At 63.4% G+C, this 18,574-nt stretch carries 16 protein-coding genes; 7 read left to right on the top strand and 9 right to left on the bottom strand.

The features are described from left to right. Positions 1–99 precede the first annotated feature (99 nt). Positions 100–1,305 carry a CaiB/BaiF CoA transferase family protein gene (locus tag CQ14_RS18890; RefSeq protein ID WP_057859330.1) on the bottom strand — a complete coding sequence of 402 codons (1,206 nt, stop codon included), beginning with the start codon at positions 1,303–1,305 and terminating at the stop codon, positions 100–102. Positions 1,306–1,491: 186 nt separating this feature from the next. On the opposite strand from CQ14_RS18890, the gene glgA reads away from it, so the two are divergent. Further along, positions 1,492–2,919 carry a glycogen synthase GlgA gene (glgA, locus tag CQ14_RS18885; RefSeq protein ID WP_057859329.1) on the top strand — a complete coding sequence of 476 codons (1,428 nt, stop codon included), beginning with the start codon at positions 1,492–1,494 and terminating at the stop codon, positions 2,917–2,919. A 6-nt stretch (positions 2,920–2,925) separates the two neighbouring features. Here the strand turns inward: glgA and CQ14_RS18880 are convergent, their stop codons facing one another. Together CQ14_RS18880 and CQ14_RS18875 are read right to left on the bottom strand one after the other, a co-directional pair. Next, entirely contained in the window at positions 2,926–4,089 is a 1,164-nt protein-coding gene (locus tag CQ14_RS18880; RefSeq protein WP_082649935.1) for a patatin-like phospholipase family protein, read from the bottom strand. A gap of 26 nt (positions 4,090–4,115) precedes the next feature. After that, complete coding sequence (locus CQ14_RS18875) at positions 4,116–4,940, bottom strand: 3-hydroxybutyrate dehydrogenase (protein WP_057859328.1); 825 nt, start codon at positions 4,938–4,940, stop codon at positions 4,116–4,118. A gap of 186 nt (positions 4,941–5,126) precedes the next feature. Here CQ14_RS18875 and CQ14_RS18870 point away from each other — a divergent pair, with 186 nt between their 5' ends. After that, positions 5,127–6,029 carry a LysR family transcriptional regulator gene (locus CQ14_RS18870; RefSeq protein WP_057859327.1) on the top strand — a complete coding sequence of 301 codons (903 nt, stop codon included), beginning with the start codon at positions 5,127–5,129 and terminating at the stop codon, positions 6,027–6,029. Between the two features lie 35 nt (positions 6,030–6,064). Here CQ14_RS18870 and CQ14_RS18865 read toward each other — a convergent pair whose 3' ends face one another. Continuing rightward, complete coding sequence (locus CQ14_RS18865) at positions 6,065–6,784, bottom strand: peroxiredoxin-like family protein (RefSeq protein ID WP_057859422.1); 720 nt, start codon at positions 6,782–6,784, stop codon at positions 6,065–6,067. Positions 6,785–6,864: 80 nt separating this feature from the next. Beyond that, positions 6,865–7,149 carry a hypothetical protein gene (locus CQ14_RS18860; RefSeq protein WP_057859326.1) on the bottom strand — a complete coding sequence of 95 codons (285 nt, stop codon included), beginning with the start codon at positions 7,147–7,149 and terminating at the stop codon, positions 6,865–6,867. A gap of 313 nt (positions 7,150–7,462) precedes the next feature. Here CQ14_RS18860 and CQ14_RS18855 point away from each other — a divergent pair. The 4 genes from CQ14_RS18855 to CQ14_RS18840 form a co-directional block, all read left to right on the top strand. Beyond that, positions 7,463–7,872 (top strand): DUF302 domain-containing protein (locus CQ14_RS18855; protein ID WP_245320400.1); only part of this gene is annotated, 410 nt, incomplete at its 5' end. A gap of 89 nt (positions 7,873–7,961) precedes the next feature. Next, complete coding sequence (locus CQ14_RS18850; protein ID WP_057859324.1) at positions 7,962–9,323, top strand: dihydrolipoyl dehydrogenase family protein; 1,362 nt, start codon at positions 7,962–7,964, stop codon at positions 9,321–9,323. Positions 9,324–9,451: 128 nt separating this feature from the next. Further along, the gene (locus CQ14_RS18845) at positions 9,452–9,943 is read left to right on the top strand and encodes a cupin domain-containing protein (RefSeq protein ID WP_057859323.1); all 492 of its coding nucleotides are present in this window, start codon (positions 9,452–9,454) and stop codon (positions 9,941–9,943) included. A 120-nt stretch (positions 9,944–10,063) separates the two neighbouring features. Continuing rightward, the gene (locus CQ14_RS18840) at positions 10,064–11,284 is read left to right on the top strand and encodes an MFS transporter (RefSeq protein ID WP_057859322.1); all 1,221 of its coding nucleotides are present in this window, start codon (positions 10,064–10,066) and stop codon (positions 11,282–11,284) included. Here the strand turns inward: CQ14_RS18840 and CQ14_RS18835 are convergent. The 4 genes from CQ14_RS18835 to CQ14_RS18820 form a co-directional block, all read right to left on the bottom strand. Beyond that, positions 11,256–12,530 (bottom strand): MFS transporter, encoded by a 1,275-nt coding sequence (locus CQ14_RS18835; RefSeq protein ID WP_057859421.1) that lies wholly within the window; start codon positions 12,528–12,530, stop codon positions 11,256–11,258. The genes CQ14_RS18840 and CQ14_RS18835 overlap by 29 nt on opposite strands. Positions 12,531–12,575: 45 nt before the next feature. Then, positions 12,576–13,085 carry a PRC-barrel domain-containing protein gene (locus CQ14_RS18830; RefSeq protein ID WP_057859321.1) on the bottom strand — a complete coding sequence of 170 codons (510 nt, stop codon included), beginning with the start codon at positions 13,083–13,085 and terminating at the stop codon, positions 12,576–12,578. 49 nt (positions 13,086–13,134) lie between these two features. Further along, a complete protein-coding gene (locus tag CQ14_RS18825) occupies positions 13,135–15,333 on the bottom strand; it encodes an amylo-alpha-1,6-glucosidase (RefSeq protein ID WP_057859420.1) in 2,199 nt (732 codons plus the stop codon). Between the two features lie 66 nt (positions 15,334–15,399). Next, entirely contained in the window at positions 15,400–17,163 is a 1,764-nt protein-coding gene (locus CQ14_RS18820) for an ABC transporter ATP-binding protein (protein ID WP_057859320.1), read from the bottom strand. A gap of 305 nt (positions 17,164–17,468) precedes the next feature. Between CQ14_RS18820 and CQ14_RS18815 the strand changes: the two genes are divergently transcribed. After that, entirely contained in the window at positions 17,469–18,539 is a 1,071-nt protein-coding gene (locus CQ14_RS18815) for a glycosyltransferase family 4 protein (RefSeq protein WP_057859319.1), read from the top strand. Positions 18,540–18,574: the final 35 nt, after the last annotated feature.

The following is an 18,574-nucleotide window of genomic DNA, read 5'->3' as shown; positions in this document are numbered from 1 at the left end:
GCCCGCAAGATTGTCCGGAAACGCAGTCGCGGGCAAGGCCGATCACAGCCTGCGGATGAAAACGCCGCAGCTTAATGTTTCGCTATGCGGACCACGTCGTCAGCTACTTGCGGCCGCCGCCGTCTTGCCGGCAAAGGATGCGATTTCATCCTCCGACAGGCCGGTCTCTTTCAGATAGGCGCGCGTGTGCTCGCCCAGCGTCGACATCCGCGGCGCCGCCGACACCTTGGCGCCGGACATTCGGAACGGCAGGTTGAGCACCTTGAATGTGCCGCCGCCGTCCTCGACCTCGGCCAATGCGCCGCGATGGGCGATCTGCGGATCGCGCAACGCTTCGGACACCGTGCGATAGGCCGACGATGGAACGCCGTGCGTATTGAAGGCGGCGAGGCACTGCGCGGTTGTCACGGTGCGCGACCATGCTTCGACACCTTCCATCAGGCCGACCCAGTTATCCCGCCGATCGGAATATCTGGCAAAGCGCGGATCGCTTACCCACTCCGGATGGCCGATCACCTGCATCAGGCTCTGGAAAGTTTTCTCGCTGGCGATCGCCATCATGACATAGCCGTCCGTCGTCTCGATCGGACCGAACATCGGCCGCTGCGTCGGCTTCACCTCGAACTGCGACCACTGCAATTCGTTCAGCGTCAGGCTCAGCATCGATTCCAGCATCGAGACGTCGATATGCTGGCCCTGCCCGGTCGCCGCGCGCTGATAGAGCGCCGCCGAGATGGCGCCGAACGCGTAGACGCCGGTGAGCACGTCGGCATGATAGATACCGCAATAGTCCGGCCGGCTCCGTCCCGGCTGGTAGGCCAGATGCGCCATCTCATAGCCGGAGGCTGCGTGAATCACCGGCGCATAGGCCGGCAGCTCGGCCGACGGCCCGGTCTGGCCGTATCCGGAGATCGAGCAATAGACCAGTTTCGGGTTGAGCGCGTGCAGCGAGGTGTAGTCGAGCTTCAACCGCCGCATCACACCGGGGCGGAAATTCTCCATCAGCACATCGGCGGTCGCGACCAGCCGGCGAACCGCCTCCACGCCCTTCGGCGATTTCAGATCCAGAACGATACTGTTCTTGCCGACATTGAGCTGGCCGAAGGCGGTCGAGCAGTTATTGCGTACCGGCGGGCGGGTCCGCATCGTCTCGCCTTCCTCGGTCTCGATCTTGATGACCTCGGCTCCCATATCGGCGAGCATTCGTGTACAGTGCGGTCCGGCAATCGTGGTTGAAAAATCGAGGACCCGCAGGCCTGCGAAGCTGCCTGTCAAATTCCTCTGATCGTTGCCGGCTATGGTCATTTCGTAAAACCCCTTCGGCCGTTTGCGGCCATTTCATTTTGTTGGCGGGCGTGACCCTAAATTGCGCAGCGCCGACAGGGAAGTAGCCGCGGGGGAACGACCGTCCGGAGCGCGCGTTGTATTTGCATCGGAAGTTGGACCCATTCTTGCATCTGCGTCGTTGCGGCTGGTACGAGGACGTTTGCCTTGAAGGTCTTGTTCGTCACCACTGAAATGGATGACTTTGTCCGGGTCGGCGGTCTCGCTGCCGTTTCCGCAGCACTACCCCGGGCGCTGCGCCGCTGGAGCGATGTCCGGGTCATGCTGCCCGGGTATCGGGACATTCTCGAACAGCTCACGCACATTGAAATCGTTGGGGAATGCGGATCGCTCGCGGAAATGCCGGCCTGCTCGCTCGGGCGCGCGTCAACCAAGGATGGCCTGCCCGTCTACGTGCTGTTGTGCTCGCAATTATACGACCGGCCCGGCAACCCCTATGGCGATGAATCGGGTCGCGACTGGCCGGACAATGACATCAGGTTCGGCCGGTTTGCCTCCGCCGCCGCCGAGCTTGCCGCGGGCAACGTGGACAAGAATTGGGCAGCAGACCTGATCCATGCCAACGACTGGCAGGCGGCGCTGGCGCCGGCCTATCTGGCATGGCGGGGAACGAAGCTTCCCTCGATCCTGACCATCCACAACCTCGCCTATCAGGGCCTGTTCCCGCCGGACGCGCTGCGCCGGATCGGGGCGCCCGAAAGTTCCTTCCACATCGACGGGCTGGAATTCTACGACCACGTGTCGTTCCTCAAGGGCGGCCTGGTCTACGCCTCGCATCTGACCACCGTCAGCGCGACCTATGCCAGGGAGATCACCACGCGCGAGCTCGGCTGCGGGCTGGAAGGCCTGCTGCAGCGGCGCTCGAACGCCGCACAACTGACCGGCATACTGAACGGCATCGACGAAAGCTGGGATCCCAGCGCCTGTGCGCACCTGGCGCAGACTTTTGCCCCCGGCGATTGGACAGGCAAACAGGCCAATGCCGACTACGTCCGCAAGCAGTTTGGCCTTGCGCTGTCGCGCGGCCCGCTGTTCGGCCTGGTCGCACGTCTGGTTCACCAGAAGGGCGTCGACCTCGTGTTGTCAGCCGCCGACGAAATCATCGAGGCCGGCGGACAGATCGTGGTGACCGGTAGCGGCGAGCAGCAAATCGAACAGGCGCTGGTCGCTGCGCATCGCCGCAGGCCGGACGCGATCGGCGTTACCATCGGCTTCAACGACGCCCAGGCACGGCGAATTTTTGCCGGCAGCGATTTCACGCTGATGCCGTCACGGTTCGAGCCGTGCGGGCTGAGCCAGATGTATGCGCAGCGGTTCGGATCGCTGCCGATCGGCCATCAGACCGGCGGGCTTGCGGAAACCATCCAGGACGGCGAAACCGGTTTCCTGTTCTCGCAACCGTCCGCGGAGTCCTTCCTCGGCGGCGTCAGACGCGCGTTCGATGCATTCCGCGCCAAGGACAAGCTCGACGCGATGCGGCGAAGTGCGATGGCGCGTTCCTTTAGCTGGGATCTGTCGGCCGCCTGCTACAGCGCGCTTTATCGCAAGACGATCGCGCCCTCCATCATTGCGTGACGTCCCTTACTCAGCAGCTTCCGGAAACACCTTCATCTGCTCATGCAGGACGACGCCGGAGAGCGCATCGAACTCGCCGACCCAGGGCTTCTTAGCGAGCACCGCCATGGTGTGGCGGTAACCGGCGTCCCACCGCTGCATGATCCCGGACGGGCTGAAATCGATGTCCTTGGTGTGGTCCTCGCGGCTGAGCTGCGGGGCGAGCAGCCGCACGACATGCATCCGGGTCGGACAGCCGTAACCGGCGAGTTCCCTCACCGCCTCGCTGTTACGCTCGGCCTCCGGCAGGCGCGCGGCGAGCTGGTTAATGACATGGCGAAGCCGATGCGCCTGCTGCTGGCGGGCGATGTGACTGGCGATCCGGCTCGAATACTGCACGTCCTTGTGGCGATTGAGCACCTCCGCCATCGTGGTCGGCTCGGCGCCTTCCGGATTCCACAGGTGCACGGCGAAGATCAGCGAGTTCTTGCGTGGATTGTCGTCGAACACGGCTTCCGTCGGCGTGTTCGATAGTATGCCGCCGTCCCAATAGAGTTCGCCGTCGATCCGCACCGCCGGGAATGCCGGCGGCAACGCGCCGGACGCCATGATGTGCTTGACGCCAAGCTCGCAATCCCGGCTGTCGAAATAGCGCATCTGGCTGCTGCGGACATGGGCGGCGCCGACCGTCAGGCGCGGCGTGCATTGGTTGACCAGATTGAAATCGACCAATTCGCTCAAGGTCCGCTCCAGCGGTGCGGTCGAGTAGTAGCCGGCATTGTCAGCGCCGAGCGGATAGCTATCACCGGCATGTGCCAGCGGGTTGGGCCGGAAGAAACCGGGAATGCCGTTGGTCACGGTCGCCCAGTAAGACAGCTTCTCGTTAAAGCCGGGAAAGACGTCGCGAAAACTCCAGACCGGATTCTGCTCCATCTTCTTCCAGAATTCGCGGAGACGCGACAGCCGGTTCTGCGGCGCGTTGCCGGCAATCAGGCTGGCGTTGATCGCGCCGATCGAGGTGCCGATGATCCAGTCCGGCTCGATCCCGGCCTCATGCAGGGCCTGATAGACGCCGGCCTGGTAGGAGCCGAGCGCGCCACCGCCCTGCAGCACCAGCACGATCTGACCCGGCTCGGACCTGGCGAGCGATTTCAAGTTCGGCGAAGAACCAATGTCCTGACCATCTCTCATGTCACTCTCCTTGGATATTTGTGTGGCTAGTGCGCGGTCCATCCGCCATCGACGGGCAACGCGATGCCGGTGATCGATGCGGCCGCATCGCTGGCAAGAAACACCGTCAGCGCGCCGAGCTCTTCGACCGTGGCAAAGCGCTTGTTCGGTTGCTGGGCCAGCAGCACGTCGTGAATGACCTGCTCGCGGGAAATGCCGTGCGCCTTGGCCTGTCCATCGATCTGCGCCTCGACCAGCGGCGTATACACATAACCCGGACAGATCGCGTTGCAGGTAATACCGTCCTCCGCCGTCTCCAGCGCCGCCACCTTGGTCAGGCCGACGATGCCGTGCTTGGCCGCGACATACGCCGCCTTGAAGGGAGAAGCGACCAGCCCGTGCGCGGAGGCGATGTTGATGATCCGCCCGAACCCGTTCTGACGCATCGCGGGCAGCGCGAGCCGCATCGTGTGAAATGCCGATGACAGATTGATCGACAGGATTGCGTCCCATTTCTCGACCGGAAACTGGTCGAGCGGCGCGACGTGCTGGATACCGGCATTGTTGACCAGAATATCGAGCCGTCCGTGACTGGCGACCGCAGCCGCGATCATCTCGGCGATCGCCTCCGGGCTCGTCATATCGGCGGCGGAATAGCTCACCTTGACGCCGAAAGCGGCTTCGATCTCGTCCCGCGTTTTTGCAATTTCGGTCGCAACGCCAAGACCGTTCAGCACCATCGCCGAGCCGGCTTCCGCCAATGCGCGGGCAATTCCGAGCCCGATGCCGCTGGTCGAACCCGTGACAAGTGAGACCTTGCCGGAAAGCGGGCGCAGAGCCGCAGCATGCTGGGTCTTGAGCTGGATATTCATGAGCCGCCCTTTCGTGTGGCTGGTCAGCCTCTCGACGAGACCGTTCTGCTGCAGCCTGCACGGGGGGCGGCACTTAAGAAAATGCCGTTTGGCTTCCAAAACCATACGCCGGCGCTATGGCGGTTTGGGTAGTCACCGGGGGCCGCAATCGGGTAGCCTTGCTGCACGACAGACCGGGGCACGGCCATGGAGATGCATCAGGTTCGCTACTTTCTCGCGGTCGCGCGCGTGCTCAACTTCACGCGCGCCGCCGACGAGTGCAACGTCACGCAGCCGTCGCTGACGCGGGCCATCAAGCAGCTGGAAGCCGAACTCGGCGGCGACCTGTTTCGCCGCGAGCGACCTGCCGCGCAGTTGACCGAGCTCGGCCAGCGCATGCATCCGCTGCTCAAGCAATGCTATGAGGCAGCGACCGGCGCCCGCGAGCTCGCCTCCTCCTTCAAGAGCGGCGAAGTCGGCGCGCTCAGGATCGCCCTGACCCACTCCGTCGACCTGGCGCTGCTGATCCCGCATCTCGACCAGATCAAGCGGATGTTCAACCGCCTGGAGTTTCGTTTCCTGCGCGGCAACGCCCGCGAGATCGCGGAATTTCTCAAGAAGGGCGAAGCCGAGCTCGGCATTGCCGCCGAGATCGGCGAGGAATGGGACCGGCTCGACACCTGGCCGCTGTTCACGGAAAACTTTCAGCTCGTCGTCAACAAGAACCACCCGCTGGCGACGCGCGACAAAATCGACTTCAGCGATCTTCGCGCTGAGCAGTTGCTGTCGCGAAACTATTGCGAGCATGGCGCGCGGGTAAACGCTTCGCTTCGCGAACATGGGCTCGACGTCGATCGCAGCCATGAGATCGCATCCGAACGCGATTTGATCGAACTGCTGGAGGCCGATATCGGCGTTGCCGTGGTGCCCGATACCGCCTCGATCCCGCCAACGCTGAAACGCGCCAGCGTCGAAGGGCTGGACGCGCGGCGAACCGTCAATCTCTACGGCGTTGCCGGCCGTGAACGCACCGCCGTAGCGTCCGCCGTGATGCGCATGCTGCGCGGCGCAGACTGGCGGCAAGTCGTCGGCAATACGGCTGGCGCCTGAGGAATGATGAAGCGCACTAACGCTCTTCGGTGTTGCTATCGTCCTTCGCTCGCGCTCTTCAGCGCGGCGATCAGATCGTCGATCTCCATGCGCTTGCGGAAATCGGGATCCACGAACCGCGCCTTCACCCGTCCGTCACGGCCGACCACGAAGGTGGCCGGGATCGGCAGCACCCAGCCGTCATTGCCGTGGAAACTCGCCATGTCATGGTATGACAGCAGCCGCTGGATTTCGGTGCCGAGCCAGATCGCAAGATTGAGCGACAACGCATAGCCATTGTCGAGGTCGGTCAGCACGGGGAACGGCGCGCTGGCCTCGGATTTGAATTTTGCGGCATAGGCCTGCGTCTCCGGCATGATCGCGACGGTCTGCGCACCCAGCGCCTTTATCCGGTCATGAGCCTGGATCACCGCCCACACATTCAGCCGGCAATACGGGCACCAATGGCCGCGGTAGAACATCACGGCGACCGGGCCATGATCGAGAAGCGACTTCAGGCTGATCAGCCGGCCAGTTTCGTCCGGCAGCAGGAACGGCGGCATCACCTCGCCTACCCGCGGCGCATTCTCGCCGCCGCCATTCTCGTTGAGCCGCGCCACCAGCCGGTCGACCGCTTCGCCATAGGCCGGAAAGATCTCCCGCCCCTCCTCGGCATAGGCCTCGAGCTGCTCGCGCAAGCTGCCTTCCATGTCGCGGCACCGCAGGAACGCCTCCTTGAGGCGTTCGGCGTTGGCTGGCGATAGCGATGTCGTCATGGCTTGCTCCGGCATATCCGTATTATTTTCCGTCCCGGGCCGCCCCGCAAGGGCGGCCCGAGCGCTGCGGCGCCCCTGGCTCAGGGCAGGTAGAAATTGCCAGTCGGATCGAGCATGCCCGAGGTCGAGTAGAGCTGGCCCTTGTCCATGAAGAACACGGTGTTGGCAGGCACCTTTTTGGCGTTCTTCATCATCGCATCGTGGTTCTTCGGCGTCGCCGCCATGGCCATCGCCGACATCTTGCCGGAACCGGCATACATGTAGGCCATGCCCGGATTGAACTCCCAGGGAACTTGCGAGAAGGCCGTGGTGGCAATCGCGGCAAACGCCGCGGCGGCAATCAGGGTCTTGGAAAGGGTTTTCATGGCTATTCCTCTGAATGGTGACGCCCGCCAATCGGGCGCTGTCCCATCAGAGGGCCTCGTGACCTGAATGAGAAATACCGTTGCACAATCGGTTCGATAGCCATGGCGTATTGAGCGGCCTCGATAGTCCGCTGCTATCGACTTGAGAGCGGATACGCATTTCATATTACCGGCTTCGAGGGGCAACCTGTCCAGGAAGGCATGCGGAGGGCATGCGTCACCGACAGGAGATTTCCGATGACACGCCAATTGACGAACCGCCNNAATTTCTTCGCTTCGCTGCTTCTGGCCCTGTTGATCCTCTCGGCGGTNNCCGCACGGGCCGACAGCGATGAAGGCATCATTCGTGTCAAGAGCGCGATACCGATGGCCGAGGCCATCACCCGCATCAAGGCCGACATCGCCGCCAAAGGCATCAAATTTTTCAGCGAGATCGACCAATCGAAACTCGCGGCCGACGCCGGCATCAAGCTGCGGCCCTCGACGCTACTGGTGTTCGGCAATCCGCCGCTGGGAACGCAGTTCATCACCTCGAATCCGAACGCCGGCCTCGACTGGCCGGTCCGCCTGCTGCTGACCCAGGACGACAATGGCGACGTCTGGGCGGTCTGGACCGATTTCGAATGGATCGCCAGGCGCCACAACATCAGGGATCGCACCGCACAGTTCGAGATGGCGACCAAGGTGGTCGGCTCGATCACCTCGACCATCACCACCAGGTAACGCCTTCGGCATCGCGCCCGTAACGCCTTCAGGCTGCGCTCCGGCGCGGCCTGGTCGCATCAGGACCCGCCAACAGAGGGATCAATTCGATGACAACGCAGAAATTCGACGTCGTCATTCTGGGCGGCGGCAACGCCGGCATCGGCGTCACCGGACCGGTGCGGCGTGCCGGAATGTCGGTTGCGATGATCGAGGCCGATCTTCTTGGCGGCACCTGCCCGAACCGCGGCTGCACGCCGAAGAAGGTGCTGGTCGCCGCCGGCCACGCGCTGCACGAAATCGAACGCGCATCCGCCCATCATATCGCCGTCGGCAAACCGAAGCTCGATTGGGCGGCGCTGATCAACCGCGAGAAGGACATGATCAAGGATATCCCCGCGAACCTCGCCCGCTCGATGGCAAAGCGCAATGTCGAAGTCATCAAGGGCCGCGCCGTGTTCGTCGGTGCCAACACCATCCGCGTCGGAGACCGCAAGCTCGAGGCCAAACACATCGTGATCGCGACGGGATCGAAGCCGCGAGCGCTGCCGATCCCAGGCGCCGAGTTCATGATCACCTCAGACGAGATGCTGAGCGAACGGGAACTACCTGCGTCGGTGATTTTCGTCGGCGGCGGCGTGATTGCGCTGGAGTTCGGCCACGTCTATGCCCGCGCCGGCGCCGACGTCACGATCCTCGAAGCGCTGCCGCAACTGTTGCCGGCCATGGATGCCGACGCCGTCGCGCGCCTGCAGGCCGAGAGCGAACGCATCGGCATTCGGGTCAAGACGGCAGTGAGCGTCAAGCGAATTGAAAGAGCGAACGGCCGACTGCGCGTCGTCTTCAGCCATGACGGCGCCGAGCACGTGGCCGAGGCTGGCCGTGTCGTCAACGGCGCGGGCCGCATCGCCAATGTCGATACGCTGGATCTCGTCGCAGGCCAGGTCGAGCATGCCAATGGCCGCGTCACCATCGATCGCCATTTGCGCTCGACCTCCAACCCCGGCGTCTATGTCTGCGGCGATGCCGTGCCGAGTTCGCCGCAGCTATCCCCGATCGCGACCTATGAGGGCGACATCGTCGGCCGCAACATCGTCGAAGGTCCGAAACACAGCCCCGACTATGCCAGCATGGCGACATCCGTCTACACGGTGCCGCCGCTTGCCTCGGTCGGCTTGACGGAAGCCGCCGCCCGGCAGAAGGGCCTTGCGATCGGCGTCCACGTCAACGACATGCTGGACTGGTTCTCGGCAAAAACCTATGCCGAGACCGTTGCGTGGTCGAAGGTCATCGTCGATCAGGCCACCGATCGCATCCTCGGCGCTCATTTCGTCGGCCACGCCGGTCAGGAACTGGTGAACATCTTCGGACTGGCGATGCGCTTTGGCATTACGGCCACCCAGATCCGGGAAAACGTCTACGCCTATCCGACCTTCTCTTCCGACATCAAGCACATGCTCGGGCACGGCTAGCTACATAGCGCTGGGCTATCGAGTCCAGAGCTAACCGGCATTTCCTCTTATGCGCAGTTTCCATGATGGTGGTGACGTAGCCGGCCGGACCATTCGGGGCCAAGGCAGAACCCAAAGGAGAGCACAACATGTCCAAATCCCGTCTCACATCGCGCACGATCCAGCGAGGCCTCGCGCTTACCGCAATCATCGCGGGCTCGTTTGCGGCGGCCTCGACGGCCGTGGCCGGCGAATGCCCAGCCGGGAAGATGCAAGCGAATGTCCGCCCGATGGTCGACCACAAACTGGTCGGCGTCACCGACGTTACGCTCGGATCGATCAACCTCGAGAAGCAGCCGGCCAATATCAGGGATCGCGAGCTGCGCTTCCGCAAGCTCACGATCGAGCCCGGCGGCATCGTGCCCTGGCACAGCCATGACGACCGTCCCGCGCTGATCTTTGTCCAGCAGGGCGAGATCGTCGAATACGCCAGCAACTGCGCCGAGCCGATCGTGCACAAGGCCGGCGAGATCAGGCCGGAAGTCGCCGGCACTTCGCACTGGTGGAAGAACCTCGGCAAGGAAACCGTCGTTCTCTATGTCGGCGACGTCCGCAAGGATCCGCACGATCACAACATGTAGGAGCTGTAACGAGCGCCTCCCGACGTCTCGTTGCCGGATGTGACGGCCTGGGGCCCCCGTGTCGCCCCGCACGCCCAGGCGTCACATCCTTCCTTCGCAGAACCAGCATAGAGAAGCGCCATGACCGGCATTTCCGCGCAATTGAAATCGGACGCGATGGAAATGCAGGGCCATTCCCCCGGCGTGGTGCTGCGATCCCTCGTCATCGGCCTCACGGCGTTCCTGACCGTGGTCGATCTGTTCGCCACCCAGGCGATCCTTCCCTCGCTGACCCGGCATTACAACGTATCGCCTGCCGAGATGGGCGTAGCCGTCAATGCCAGCACGCTGGGCATGGCGATCGCCAGCCTCGTTGTCGGCTTCCTCAGCCCGTATATCGACCGCCGCCTCGGCATTCTCGTCAGCCTGATCCTCCTGGCAGTCCCCACCACGTTGCTGGCAATCGCGCCCGATCTCACGACATTCACCGTACTTCGCATCGCGCAGGGCCTCTGCATGGCCTCGGCGTTTGCGCTGACTCTGGCCTATCTCGGCGAACAATGCAGCGCGATGGACGCAGGCAGCGCATTCGCGGCCTATATCACCGGCAACGTCGCGAGCAATCTGATTGGACGACTGGTGTCGGCCGCGCTGGTCGACACGCTGGGGCTGGCCTCGAACTTCTATTTCTTCGCGCTGCTCAATCTTGCCGGCGCCGTGCTGGTCTACTTCACCATCGAGCGCGTCAAGCCGATGCAGGCGATATCCGCCGCGCCATCGCCGTTCGCCGCAACGATCGCGCATTGGCGCAACCCGGCGCTGCGATCGGCCTTTGCGATCGGATTCTGCATCCTGTTCGCCTTCATCGGCACCTTTACTTACGTCAATTTCGTACTCGTCCGCCCGCCGTTGTCGCTCGGGCGGATGGATCTTGGCTTCGTCTATTTCGTATTCGCGCCTTCCGTGCTGACGACACTGTTCGCGGGCAAGGCAGTAGCGCGCTTTGGCACGCGGCCAGCAATCTGCGCGGCGCTTGCGGTCGCCGCACTCGGCCTGCCCCTGATGTTGTCCACGCATCTATCGGAAGTGCTGGCGGGGATGGTGCTGGTCGGCATCGGCACGTTCTTCGCACAGGCTGGTGCCACGGGCTTCGTCGGACAGGCCGCCAACGATAGCCGCGGCATTGCCAGCGGAACCTATCTCGCCTGCTATTTCCTCGGCGGCCTCGTCGGCAGCGCCGCCTTGGGCCAGTTGTTCGATCGTTTCGGATGGACCGCCTGCGTCGCCGGTGTCGGCGCGTCGCTGGCCATCGCCGCGCTGCTAACGGTACGCCTTACTCCGTCCGCCTCGTCTCCGGCATGAACAGCCAGATCACCGTGAGACCAAGGGCTGCAATTCCCGCCAATCCCGTGAAAGCGATGCTGCTGCCGAAGGTGTCGCTGATATAGCCCGCCAGCACCGTGCTGAGCGATGCACCGATGCCGGTCGCGGTGCCAACGACGCCCTGCGCCAGATTGAAGTGGCCGCTTCCGAAGGCGACATCGGCCACGATCAGCGGCACCATCACGGCGAGGACGGCCGCGGTGATGCCGTCGAACACCTGCACGGCGACCAGGAGATAGGGATCCCTGACGACGGCGAACAGCAGGCCCCGGATCGCCAGCGCACTGAACGCCAACAGCAGCAGCGGCCGCCTTCCCCACGCCTGCGCCTTTCGCCCGACCGAGGGCGAAGCCAGCGCAACGATCGCCTGCGGCACGATGATACAGGCCGCAATCAGCACCGGCGCCCATTGAGCCGATCGCGTCGTGACCACGCTGGCCATCAGCGGCAGCATCGCGGCATTGGCGAGCTGAAACAGCAGCACGCCGCCGGCAAAGATCAGCAGCGGCCGCTGCCGCAGCAGATGGACAACGCTGGTGGCTTCCTTGTCGGGTACCTCGCGCACCACGGCGCCATGGGCCTGCGCGACATCGATCTCCTGTTCGTGAATACGCGAAAGCGCCAGCAAGGTGGGGATGGCCAGAAGAAAGGTAACGATAAAGACCGACTGGCTCGACAACAGGTAACCAACGGCCCCCATCAGCGCCGCCGCCGAGCCATTGCCGAGCGAGGCGAAGCGGGCGTTTCGCCCGAGCCGCTCTCCGATCGCAAGCGGGCCGACGAGACCGAGGCTGATTGCCGCAATGGCGGGGCCCAGCACGCAACTGGCCAGCGCATGCAGCGTCGCGGCTGCGGTGACGACCGGAAAAATCGGCCATAACGCATAGGCCAATGCGCAGCAGCCGATGGTGGCGACCGCCAGCCCCGCCACCAGCCGCTCGGAGCGCGCGGCATCGACGATCGCTCCGCCCGGCATCTGCCCGAGCAAGCCGATGATGCCGCCGATCGAGAGCACGAAGCCGATCTCGACCTGCGTCCATTTCTGCGTGGTCAGATAGACCGCGACGAACGGGCCGAAACCGGTCTGCACATCGGCGAGAAAGAAGATGAACCAGTCGAGGCCACGCTGGCTCTCAGGCGACGGTTTGGGCCGCTCGCGGGGAGCGGGCGGCTGCGGCACGATAGTGCCCTTGCCGGCGGATCGCTTCTGGCGATCGTCGTTCATCAGATCGAGCGACTGAGACGGGCGCACGACCAGATCGTTTCTCCGTTACTTGTCGAAATCCCAGGGCTGCAGGCGGCCGGCCGCACCGAGCACGATGACGGGCGCGTCCTGCTTGTATTCCGGTGCCGCCGTCACTTGTTCCTTCGTCAGCTCAAGCGTGATGCTGTCGCTCTTATTGGCAACTCGACCAAAATGCAGCGCACTCCAGTCGACGACGATCTTTCGGCTGCCGACACCGAGAAATCCGCCGAAATCGATGACCGCGGCGCGTACAGCGCCCTCGCGGTCCACGATCACGTCGACGATGCGTCCCATGTTTTCGTTGGCTGCACTGCGGACCTCGCGACCGAGAATGCCGAGCGCGTCACGGGCACCGATCACCGTGACCGAAGGTGGAGGTGCCGGTTCCTTTTTAGGGGCATCTTTCGTGGCGTCTTTCGCGGCATCGGCCGGAGCGGCACGGCTTCCCTGCGCTGCGCTGTCTTCCGTTGCCGAAAGCGGAAGGCTCATCGCTAACCCGGCGATCAAAGATATCATGAGAATACCGGCGCGCATGTGGTCTCCTGATCTTGGCGGACGCTTCAGTTAAGCGAATCCGCCATCGCTAATGCGTCAATACGATCGACACCTGTATCTGGCCGCGCGTGCGCAATACTTCGAGCGAGACTTCATCGTTGTGGCGGCGCACCCTCAAGTCGACGCTGGACGGCCCGAGCTGCAGATCGCGCAACACCACCTCGTTGAGGAATTCCGGCAGCTTCGGGTTGCGAAGGCGGATCTCGCCACGCGCGGCATCGAATTCGAGGCCAAGCGCCGCTTCCAGTAGCGTGAACGGCGTCGCGCTCGCCCAGGCCTGCGGCGCGCAGGCGACGGGATAGAGCACCGGTCCGCGCCGTTTCTCCCGGCGGAATCCGCAAAACAATTCCGGCAGCCGCCGCAGATCCATGTAGCTGGCGGCGTCGAACAGGCCCTTGAACAGATGCGCCACCGAATGCTTTAGGCCGTAACGCGCGAAGCCGAGCGCGATCAGCGCATTGTCGTGCGGCCAGATCGAGCCGTCGTGATAAGACATCGGGTTGTAGCGAACCTCGCCATAGGCGACGGTGCGGATGCCCCATCCCGAAAAGAATTTCTGGCTCATCAGATCGGCCGCGACGCGACGGGCGCGATCGGTGCGGACGATGCCGGTGAAGAGAAGCTGCCCGGCATTGGACGTTCGCACTTTGCACGGCCGCTTGGCGCCGTCGAGCGCAAGCGCGTAAGTGCCAAGCTCCTCGCACCAGAACGCTGCTTCGAAGCGCTCGGCCAGCAACAGCGCCGCGGATTCCAGTTCCGCCGCACGATCGATCTTTCCGAGCCGGCGGGCGCAACGTGCCGCCAGCCGCTTGGCGGCGAAGACATATCCCTGAACTTCCGCCAGCGCGAGATAGCCCTCGGCGAGTTGTCCATCGGCGTGGAAGATCGCATCGAAGGAATCCTTCCAGCCCTGGTTGGCAAGCCCCTGCTCGGTGGCGCGCTGGTACTCGACGAAGCCGTCGCGATCGGGATCGCCGGGACCGTCGATCCATCGCAAGCCCGCCTCGATCGCCGGCCACAACTCGGCCAGCGTGTCGTCGTCGCTGGTGCGCTCGACATAGAGGCCGGCCAGCAGCACGAACAGCGGCGTCGAATCGACGCTGCCGTAATATTGCGCGAACGGCACCTCGCGCAGCGCCGCCATCTCGCCGCCGCGCATCTCGTGCAGGATCTTGCCGGGCTCGGCATCCGAAAGCGGATCGACCGCCTTGGCCTGAAAATGCGCGAGCCGCCGCAGCACGCCCTTGGCGATGCGCGGATCGACCCACAACATCTGCAGCGCGGTGATCAGCCCGTCGCGGCCGAACGTGGTCGAATACCAGGGAATGCCGGCATAGGGGTACCGGCCCTGCGGCGTATCCGTCATCAGCATATTGAGATCGGCCATCGCCTGGCACAGCACCTCGTTGAAGATGTTATTCGAGGTCTCGATGCTGGCTGCGCCGGCCGTCGACCGCCGCATCTCGCGGCGATGCGCCAGCAGGCCGCGGAAGAACGGTATCGGCTTCTGCATGATCGGCTTGTTGCAGGACACCGCGACGAACAGGGCGATGACCTGCCCGGGCTCGAGTTCGAAGTGATAGGTCGCTGAATTGACGGCAAGCCGGGTCGGCCGCGGTTCGAAATGCAAGGCGGTAATGCGGGCCTGGCCGTCCAGCCCGCTATACTCCAGCACCACGTCGGCGGGGCCGAGCAACCGGCTGGAGCCTATTCCCCGGCGCGATCGGCGCTCGCCGCGCACCTCGAACAGATCGGCGAAATCATTGTCGAACAGCAGCGTCAGGTCGAAGCTCGCCGGCCGGTCGCCGTGATTTTGCAGGGCGATGCGCTGGTAGGCAGTGCCGCGCCACAGAAAGATCGAGCGCACGATGTGCAGCGTATCCTTTGGCAGCGCCAGCCTGCCGTTGCGGTACACGTCGGAATTGGTGAGGTCGACGGTCAGCGCCGAATTATCGTCACGCAGATTGGAGCCGAGCAGCAGCGGCTGGACTTCGTCGAGCACCATTTCCAACCGGGCGAGATAACGCGTATCGGCGTTGAACAGACCGTCGGGCCCGCCGGCAGAGGCGCCAATATCGCCGTGGCTGTCGAGTACGATAAAGGTGTCGTCGTGCTTGAGCGAGCGGCGCTGCCGCGTCGCCGGTCCCGTCATCGGAATGTAGAACGGTGATTCCGCGACGTGTTCGGCGGCCTCAATGGTGATGAATTGAGTGACTTCCGCTGTCATTTCGACCTCAAGCGATTTCATTGCGTTGCGAGGGACGCATCGGGACGCAAACGCTACTGCCGCAGATCAGGCCGCATGGCTGGCGAGACGCCCCATTTCGCGCGCCACCAGTTCGCGGTAAGGACCCCTGCCCTGCACCAGAATGTCCGGCGGCCCGTCTTCAATAATCCGCCCGTTCTGCAGCACCACCACGCGGTCAAAATTGCGCAAGGTGGCGAGACGATGGGCGATCGCAATCACGGTGCGTCCGCGCATCAGCCGCGACAGCGCCTCACGGATCGCCTCCTCCGATACGCTATCGAGCGCAGCCGTCGCTTCATCCAGCAGCAGGATCGGCGAGTCCTTCAGGAAGGCGCGCGCGATGGCGATGCGTTGCCGCTGTCCTCCGGAGACCTTGATACCACGATCGCCGACAATGGTCGCCATCCCTTCCGGGAGATTCTCGATGAAATCGCACCGCGCCGCGATCGCCGCGCGCAGCACCTCGTCGTCGGTCGCGTTCGGCCGTCCATAACGGATGTTTTCCATGATCGAGCGGTGGAATAGCGAGATGTCCTGCGGCACCACCGAGATCGCCTCGCGCAGGCTTTGCTGCGTCACCCGCGCAATATCCTGGCCGTCGATCGTGATGCTGCCATGCTGGACGTCGTAGAAGCGCTGCAGCAGCGTGAACAGGCTGGATTTTCCACCTCCGGAATGACCGACCAGGCCGACGCGCTGTCCCGGCTGAATGCGCAGGTTGAACTTTTCAAATACCTGAACACCGCCCGGATAATGAAATGCGACGTTATTGAATCCGACGGCGGCGCCGCTACGGATCAGCGGCTCGGCCTCGGGATGATCCTTCAACTCGTGCGGCAGCAACAGCGTGGCGATCGCTTCCGTCAGGCGGGCAACATGCTGGGTCACGTCGACCAGCGCCACCGCAAGGTCGCGCGTCGCGCTGAGAATCGAAAGGCCGAGCGTACAGACCAGCACGACGTCGCCGGTGGTCGCCGCGCCCTGCTGCCAGAGCGCAATGGCCCACGCCAGCAGTGCAATGGTCAGCACGATTGTCACGACGGCGTGAAGCAGCCGCAGCTTCTCGAGATAGCGCAGGCTGCGCCCACGGGCGTCGAGTTCCCGCTCGACGGTAGCATCGAAGCGGTCGTGTTCGTAGCTGAGGCCGCAGAACGCGCGGACCAGCGGCAGATTGCTGATGACGTCGACCATCTCGCCGTCGACCGCAGCGGCCTTGTCGGCAAAATCATCATGCAGCGGCTTGCCCGCCGCGGCGAGGCGGAACATCGCCATCAGCATGATGGCGGCGATGACGATCAGCCCTGCGGACATTGCAAGGCTGACGGTTCCGATCAGGAGAATTGCCGAAACGGTCGCGATGCACGGCGGTAATACGTTCCAGACGAACATATTCTCGACCGTGAAAACCGCATTCGAGGTCGCGGTGATGCGGCTGGTCAGCATGCCCGGCAGCCGGTCAGAGAAGTAGCTGGGGGCGTGGCCGGTCAGATGGCGGAACATGTCGCGGCGGAGATCGCCGGTGACGCCAACAAAGGTGAAGCTCGCTGTCCAGCTTGCGACGCGCCACAACAGATTATCGGCCGCAATCAGCGACATGAGAAAAGCGAATGCCAGCCATACGTTTGATGCGTGGTCCGAGCCGGCGGTCAGGCTGTCGACCAGATTCTTCACGCCGTATTGCGTGCCCACGGAGCAGGCAACCGCCGCCACAACAGCAGTCAAGATGACGGCATGGGCTGCGCGCCGCTGACGCAGATAGCGCAACACAAACGGAAACGGCCGGCGCGCATACCCTGAAAGATTGTCCATGTCGTCTGCAAACCTGTTGAGAGTGAACGGGAATCCCTAACGCGCGTCGCGCACGAGGTCGTGAACTATGCTGCTTCGGTTTTGCCGGCGCACGGCCATCACCGCGCAACAATTCTGCAGCATCCAAGTCGCCTCAAATCTGTTGGTGTCAGATGGCATCAGCAAGACAGTCGTGTGGAAGAACCAAGATGCGCCGAATGAGTGGAACTTCGCAGATGCAAGAACGTTCCCGCTATCGGCACGCTCGGTGCCGACTTGCGGGCTGAGGGCTTCATTCAACTATCATTCGAGACAGGAGACGAAATATGCGCATCGCGCAGGTCGCCCCGCTGACGGAGGCTGTTCCCCCTAAACTGTACGGTGGCACCGAGCGGGTTGTGCACTGGCTGACCGAAGAACTGGTAGCGTTAGGGCATGAAGTCACGTTGTTCGCCAGCGGCGATTCCCGCACCTCGGCGAAACTCGACGCGGCCTGGCCGAAGGCCTTGCGCCTCGACGGCTCGGTCCGCGATCCCAACGCGCTGCATATGGTGATGCTGGAGCGCGTGCGGCAGAAATGCGACGATGAAGAGTTCGATTTTCTGCACTTTCATCTCGATTACTATCCATTCTCGCTGTTCAATCGGCAGCCGACGCCGTTTCTGACCACGCTGCACGGCCGGCTTGATCTGCCGGAGCATCAGCCGGTGTTCACGACCTTCTCCAAGATCCCGGTGATATCGATTTCCAACGCACAGCGGCGTCCCGTGCCGCAGGCCAACTGGGTGCGCACCATTCACCACGGGCTGCCCGAGGATTTGCTGACGCCGCAGCAGGTGAAGCCATCTTATCTCGCCGTGCTCGGGCGGATCGCGCCGGAAAAGGGCGTCGATCGCGCCATCCGGATCGCCACCCGATGCGGCATTCCGCTCAAGATCGCGGCCAAGGTCGACCGCGCCGACCAGGAATATTACGACGAGTTGATCTCTCCGCTGATCAAGGCCAATCCGCTGGTCGAATTTATCGGCGAGATCAGCGACCGCGAGAAACCCGATTTCCTCAGCGGCGCGATCGGCCTCCTGGTACCGATCGACTGGCCGGAGCCGTTTGGCCTGGTGATGATCGAAGCCATGGCCTGCGGCACGCCGGTGCTTGCCTATAACCGCGGTTCAGTACCGGAGATTATCGATCCCGGCCTCACCGGCTTCGTCGTGGAAGACGAAACCAGCGCGGTGGCGGTGGTCGACCGTCTTGCCGCGCTTGACCGGGCTGCGATCCGCAAACAGTTCGAAAGCCGCTTCACCGCCCGCCGCATGGCGCTGGATTATCTCGCCGCCTATCGCGGCCTGATGGAAGAAGCGGAGCCGCGGATCAAGCTCGTCAGCAGCGCAGAGTAAAAGCGTAACGCTCCCCCTGGTCGTCGCAAGACGGC

This window comes from Bradyrhizobium lablabi (assembly GCF_001440475.1).
Lineage (GTDB): Bacteria > Pseudomonadota > Alphaproteobacteria > Rhizobiales > Xanthobacteraceae > Bradyrhizobium > Bradyrhizobium lablabi.
The sequence above is the reverse complement of the archived record's forward strand: the minus strand, read 5'-3'. Positions and strand labels throughout refer to the sequence as shown.

Coding starts and splice junctions, on each gene's coding strand:
- CQ14_RS18890 (WP_057859330.1), bottom strand. CDS start 1,305: ATGACCATAGCCGGCAACGATCAGAGGAATTTGACAGGCAGCTTCGCA.
- CQ14_RS18880 (WP_082649935.1), bottom strand. CDS start 4,089: ATGAGAGATGGTCAGGACATTGGTTCTTCGCCGAACTTGAAATCGCTC.
- CQ14_RS18875 (WP_057859328.1), bottom strand. CDS start 4,940: ATGAATATCCAGCTCAAGACCCAGCATGCTGCGGCTCTGCGCCCGCTT.
- CQ14_RS18870 (WP_057859327.1), top strand. CDS start 5,127: ATGGAGATGCATCAGGTTCGCTACTTTCTCGCGGTCGCGCGCGTGCTC.
- CQ14_RS18865 (WP_057859422.1), bottom strand. CDS start 6,784: ATGACGACATCGCTATCGCCAGCCAACGCCGAACGCCTCAAGGAGGCG.
- CQ14_RS18860 (WP_057859326.1), bottom strand. CDS start 7,149: ATGAAAACCCTTTCCAAGACCCTGATTGCCGCCGCGGCGTTTGCCGCG.
- CQ14_RS18850 (WP_057859324.1), top strand. CDS start 7,962: ATGACAACGCAGAAATTCGACGTCGTCATTCTGGGCGGCGGCAACGCC.
- CQ14_RS18845 (WP_057859323.1), top strand. CDS start 9,452: ATGTCCAAATCCCGTCTCACATCGCGCACGATCCAGCGAGGCCTCGCG.
- CQ14_RS18840 (WP_057859322.1), top strand. CDS start 10,064: ATGACCGGCATTTCCGCGCAATTGAAATCGGACGCGATGGAAATGCAG.
- CQ14_RS18835 (WP_057859421.1), bottom strand. CDS start 12,530: ATGAACGACGATCGCCAGAAGCGATCCGCCGGCAAGGGCACTATCGTG.
- CQ14_RS18830 (WP_057859321.1), bottom strand. CDS start 13,085: ATGCGCGCCGGTATTCTCATGATATCTTTGATCGCCGGGTTAGCGATG.
- CQ14_RS18825 (WP_057859420.1), bottom strand. CDS start 15,333: ATGACAGCGGAAGTCACTCAATTCATCACCATTGAGGCCGCCGAACAC.
- CQ14_RS18820 (WP_057859320.1), bottom strand. CDS start 17,163: ATGGACAATCTTTCAGGGTATGCGCGCCGGCCGTTTCCGTTTGTGTTG.
- CQ14_RS18815 (WP_057859319.1), top strand. CDS start 17,469: ATGCGCATCGCGCAGGTCGCCCCGCTGACGGAGGCTGTTCCCCCTAAA.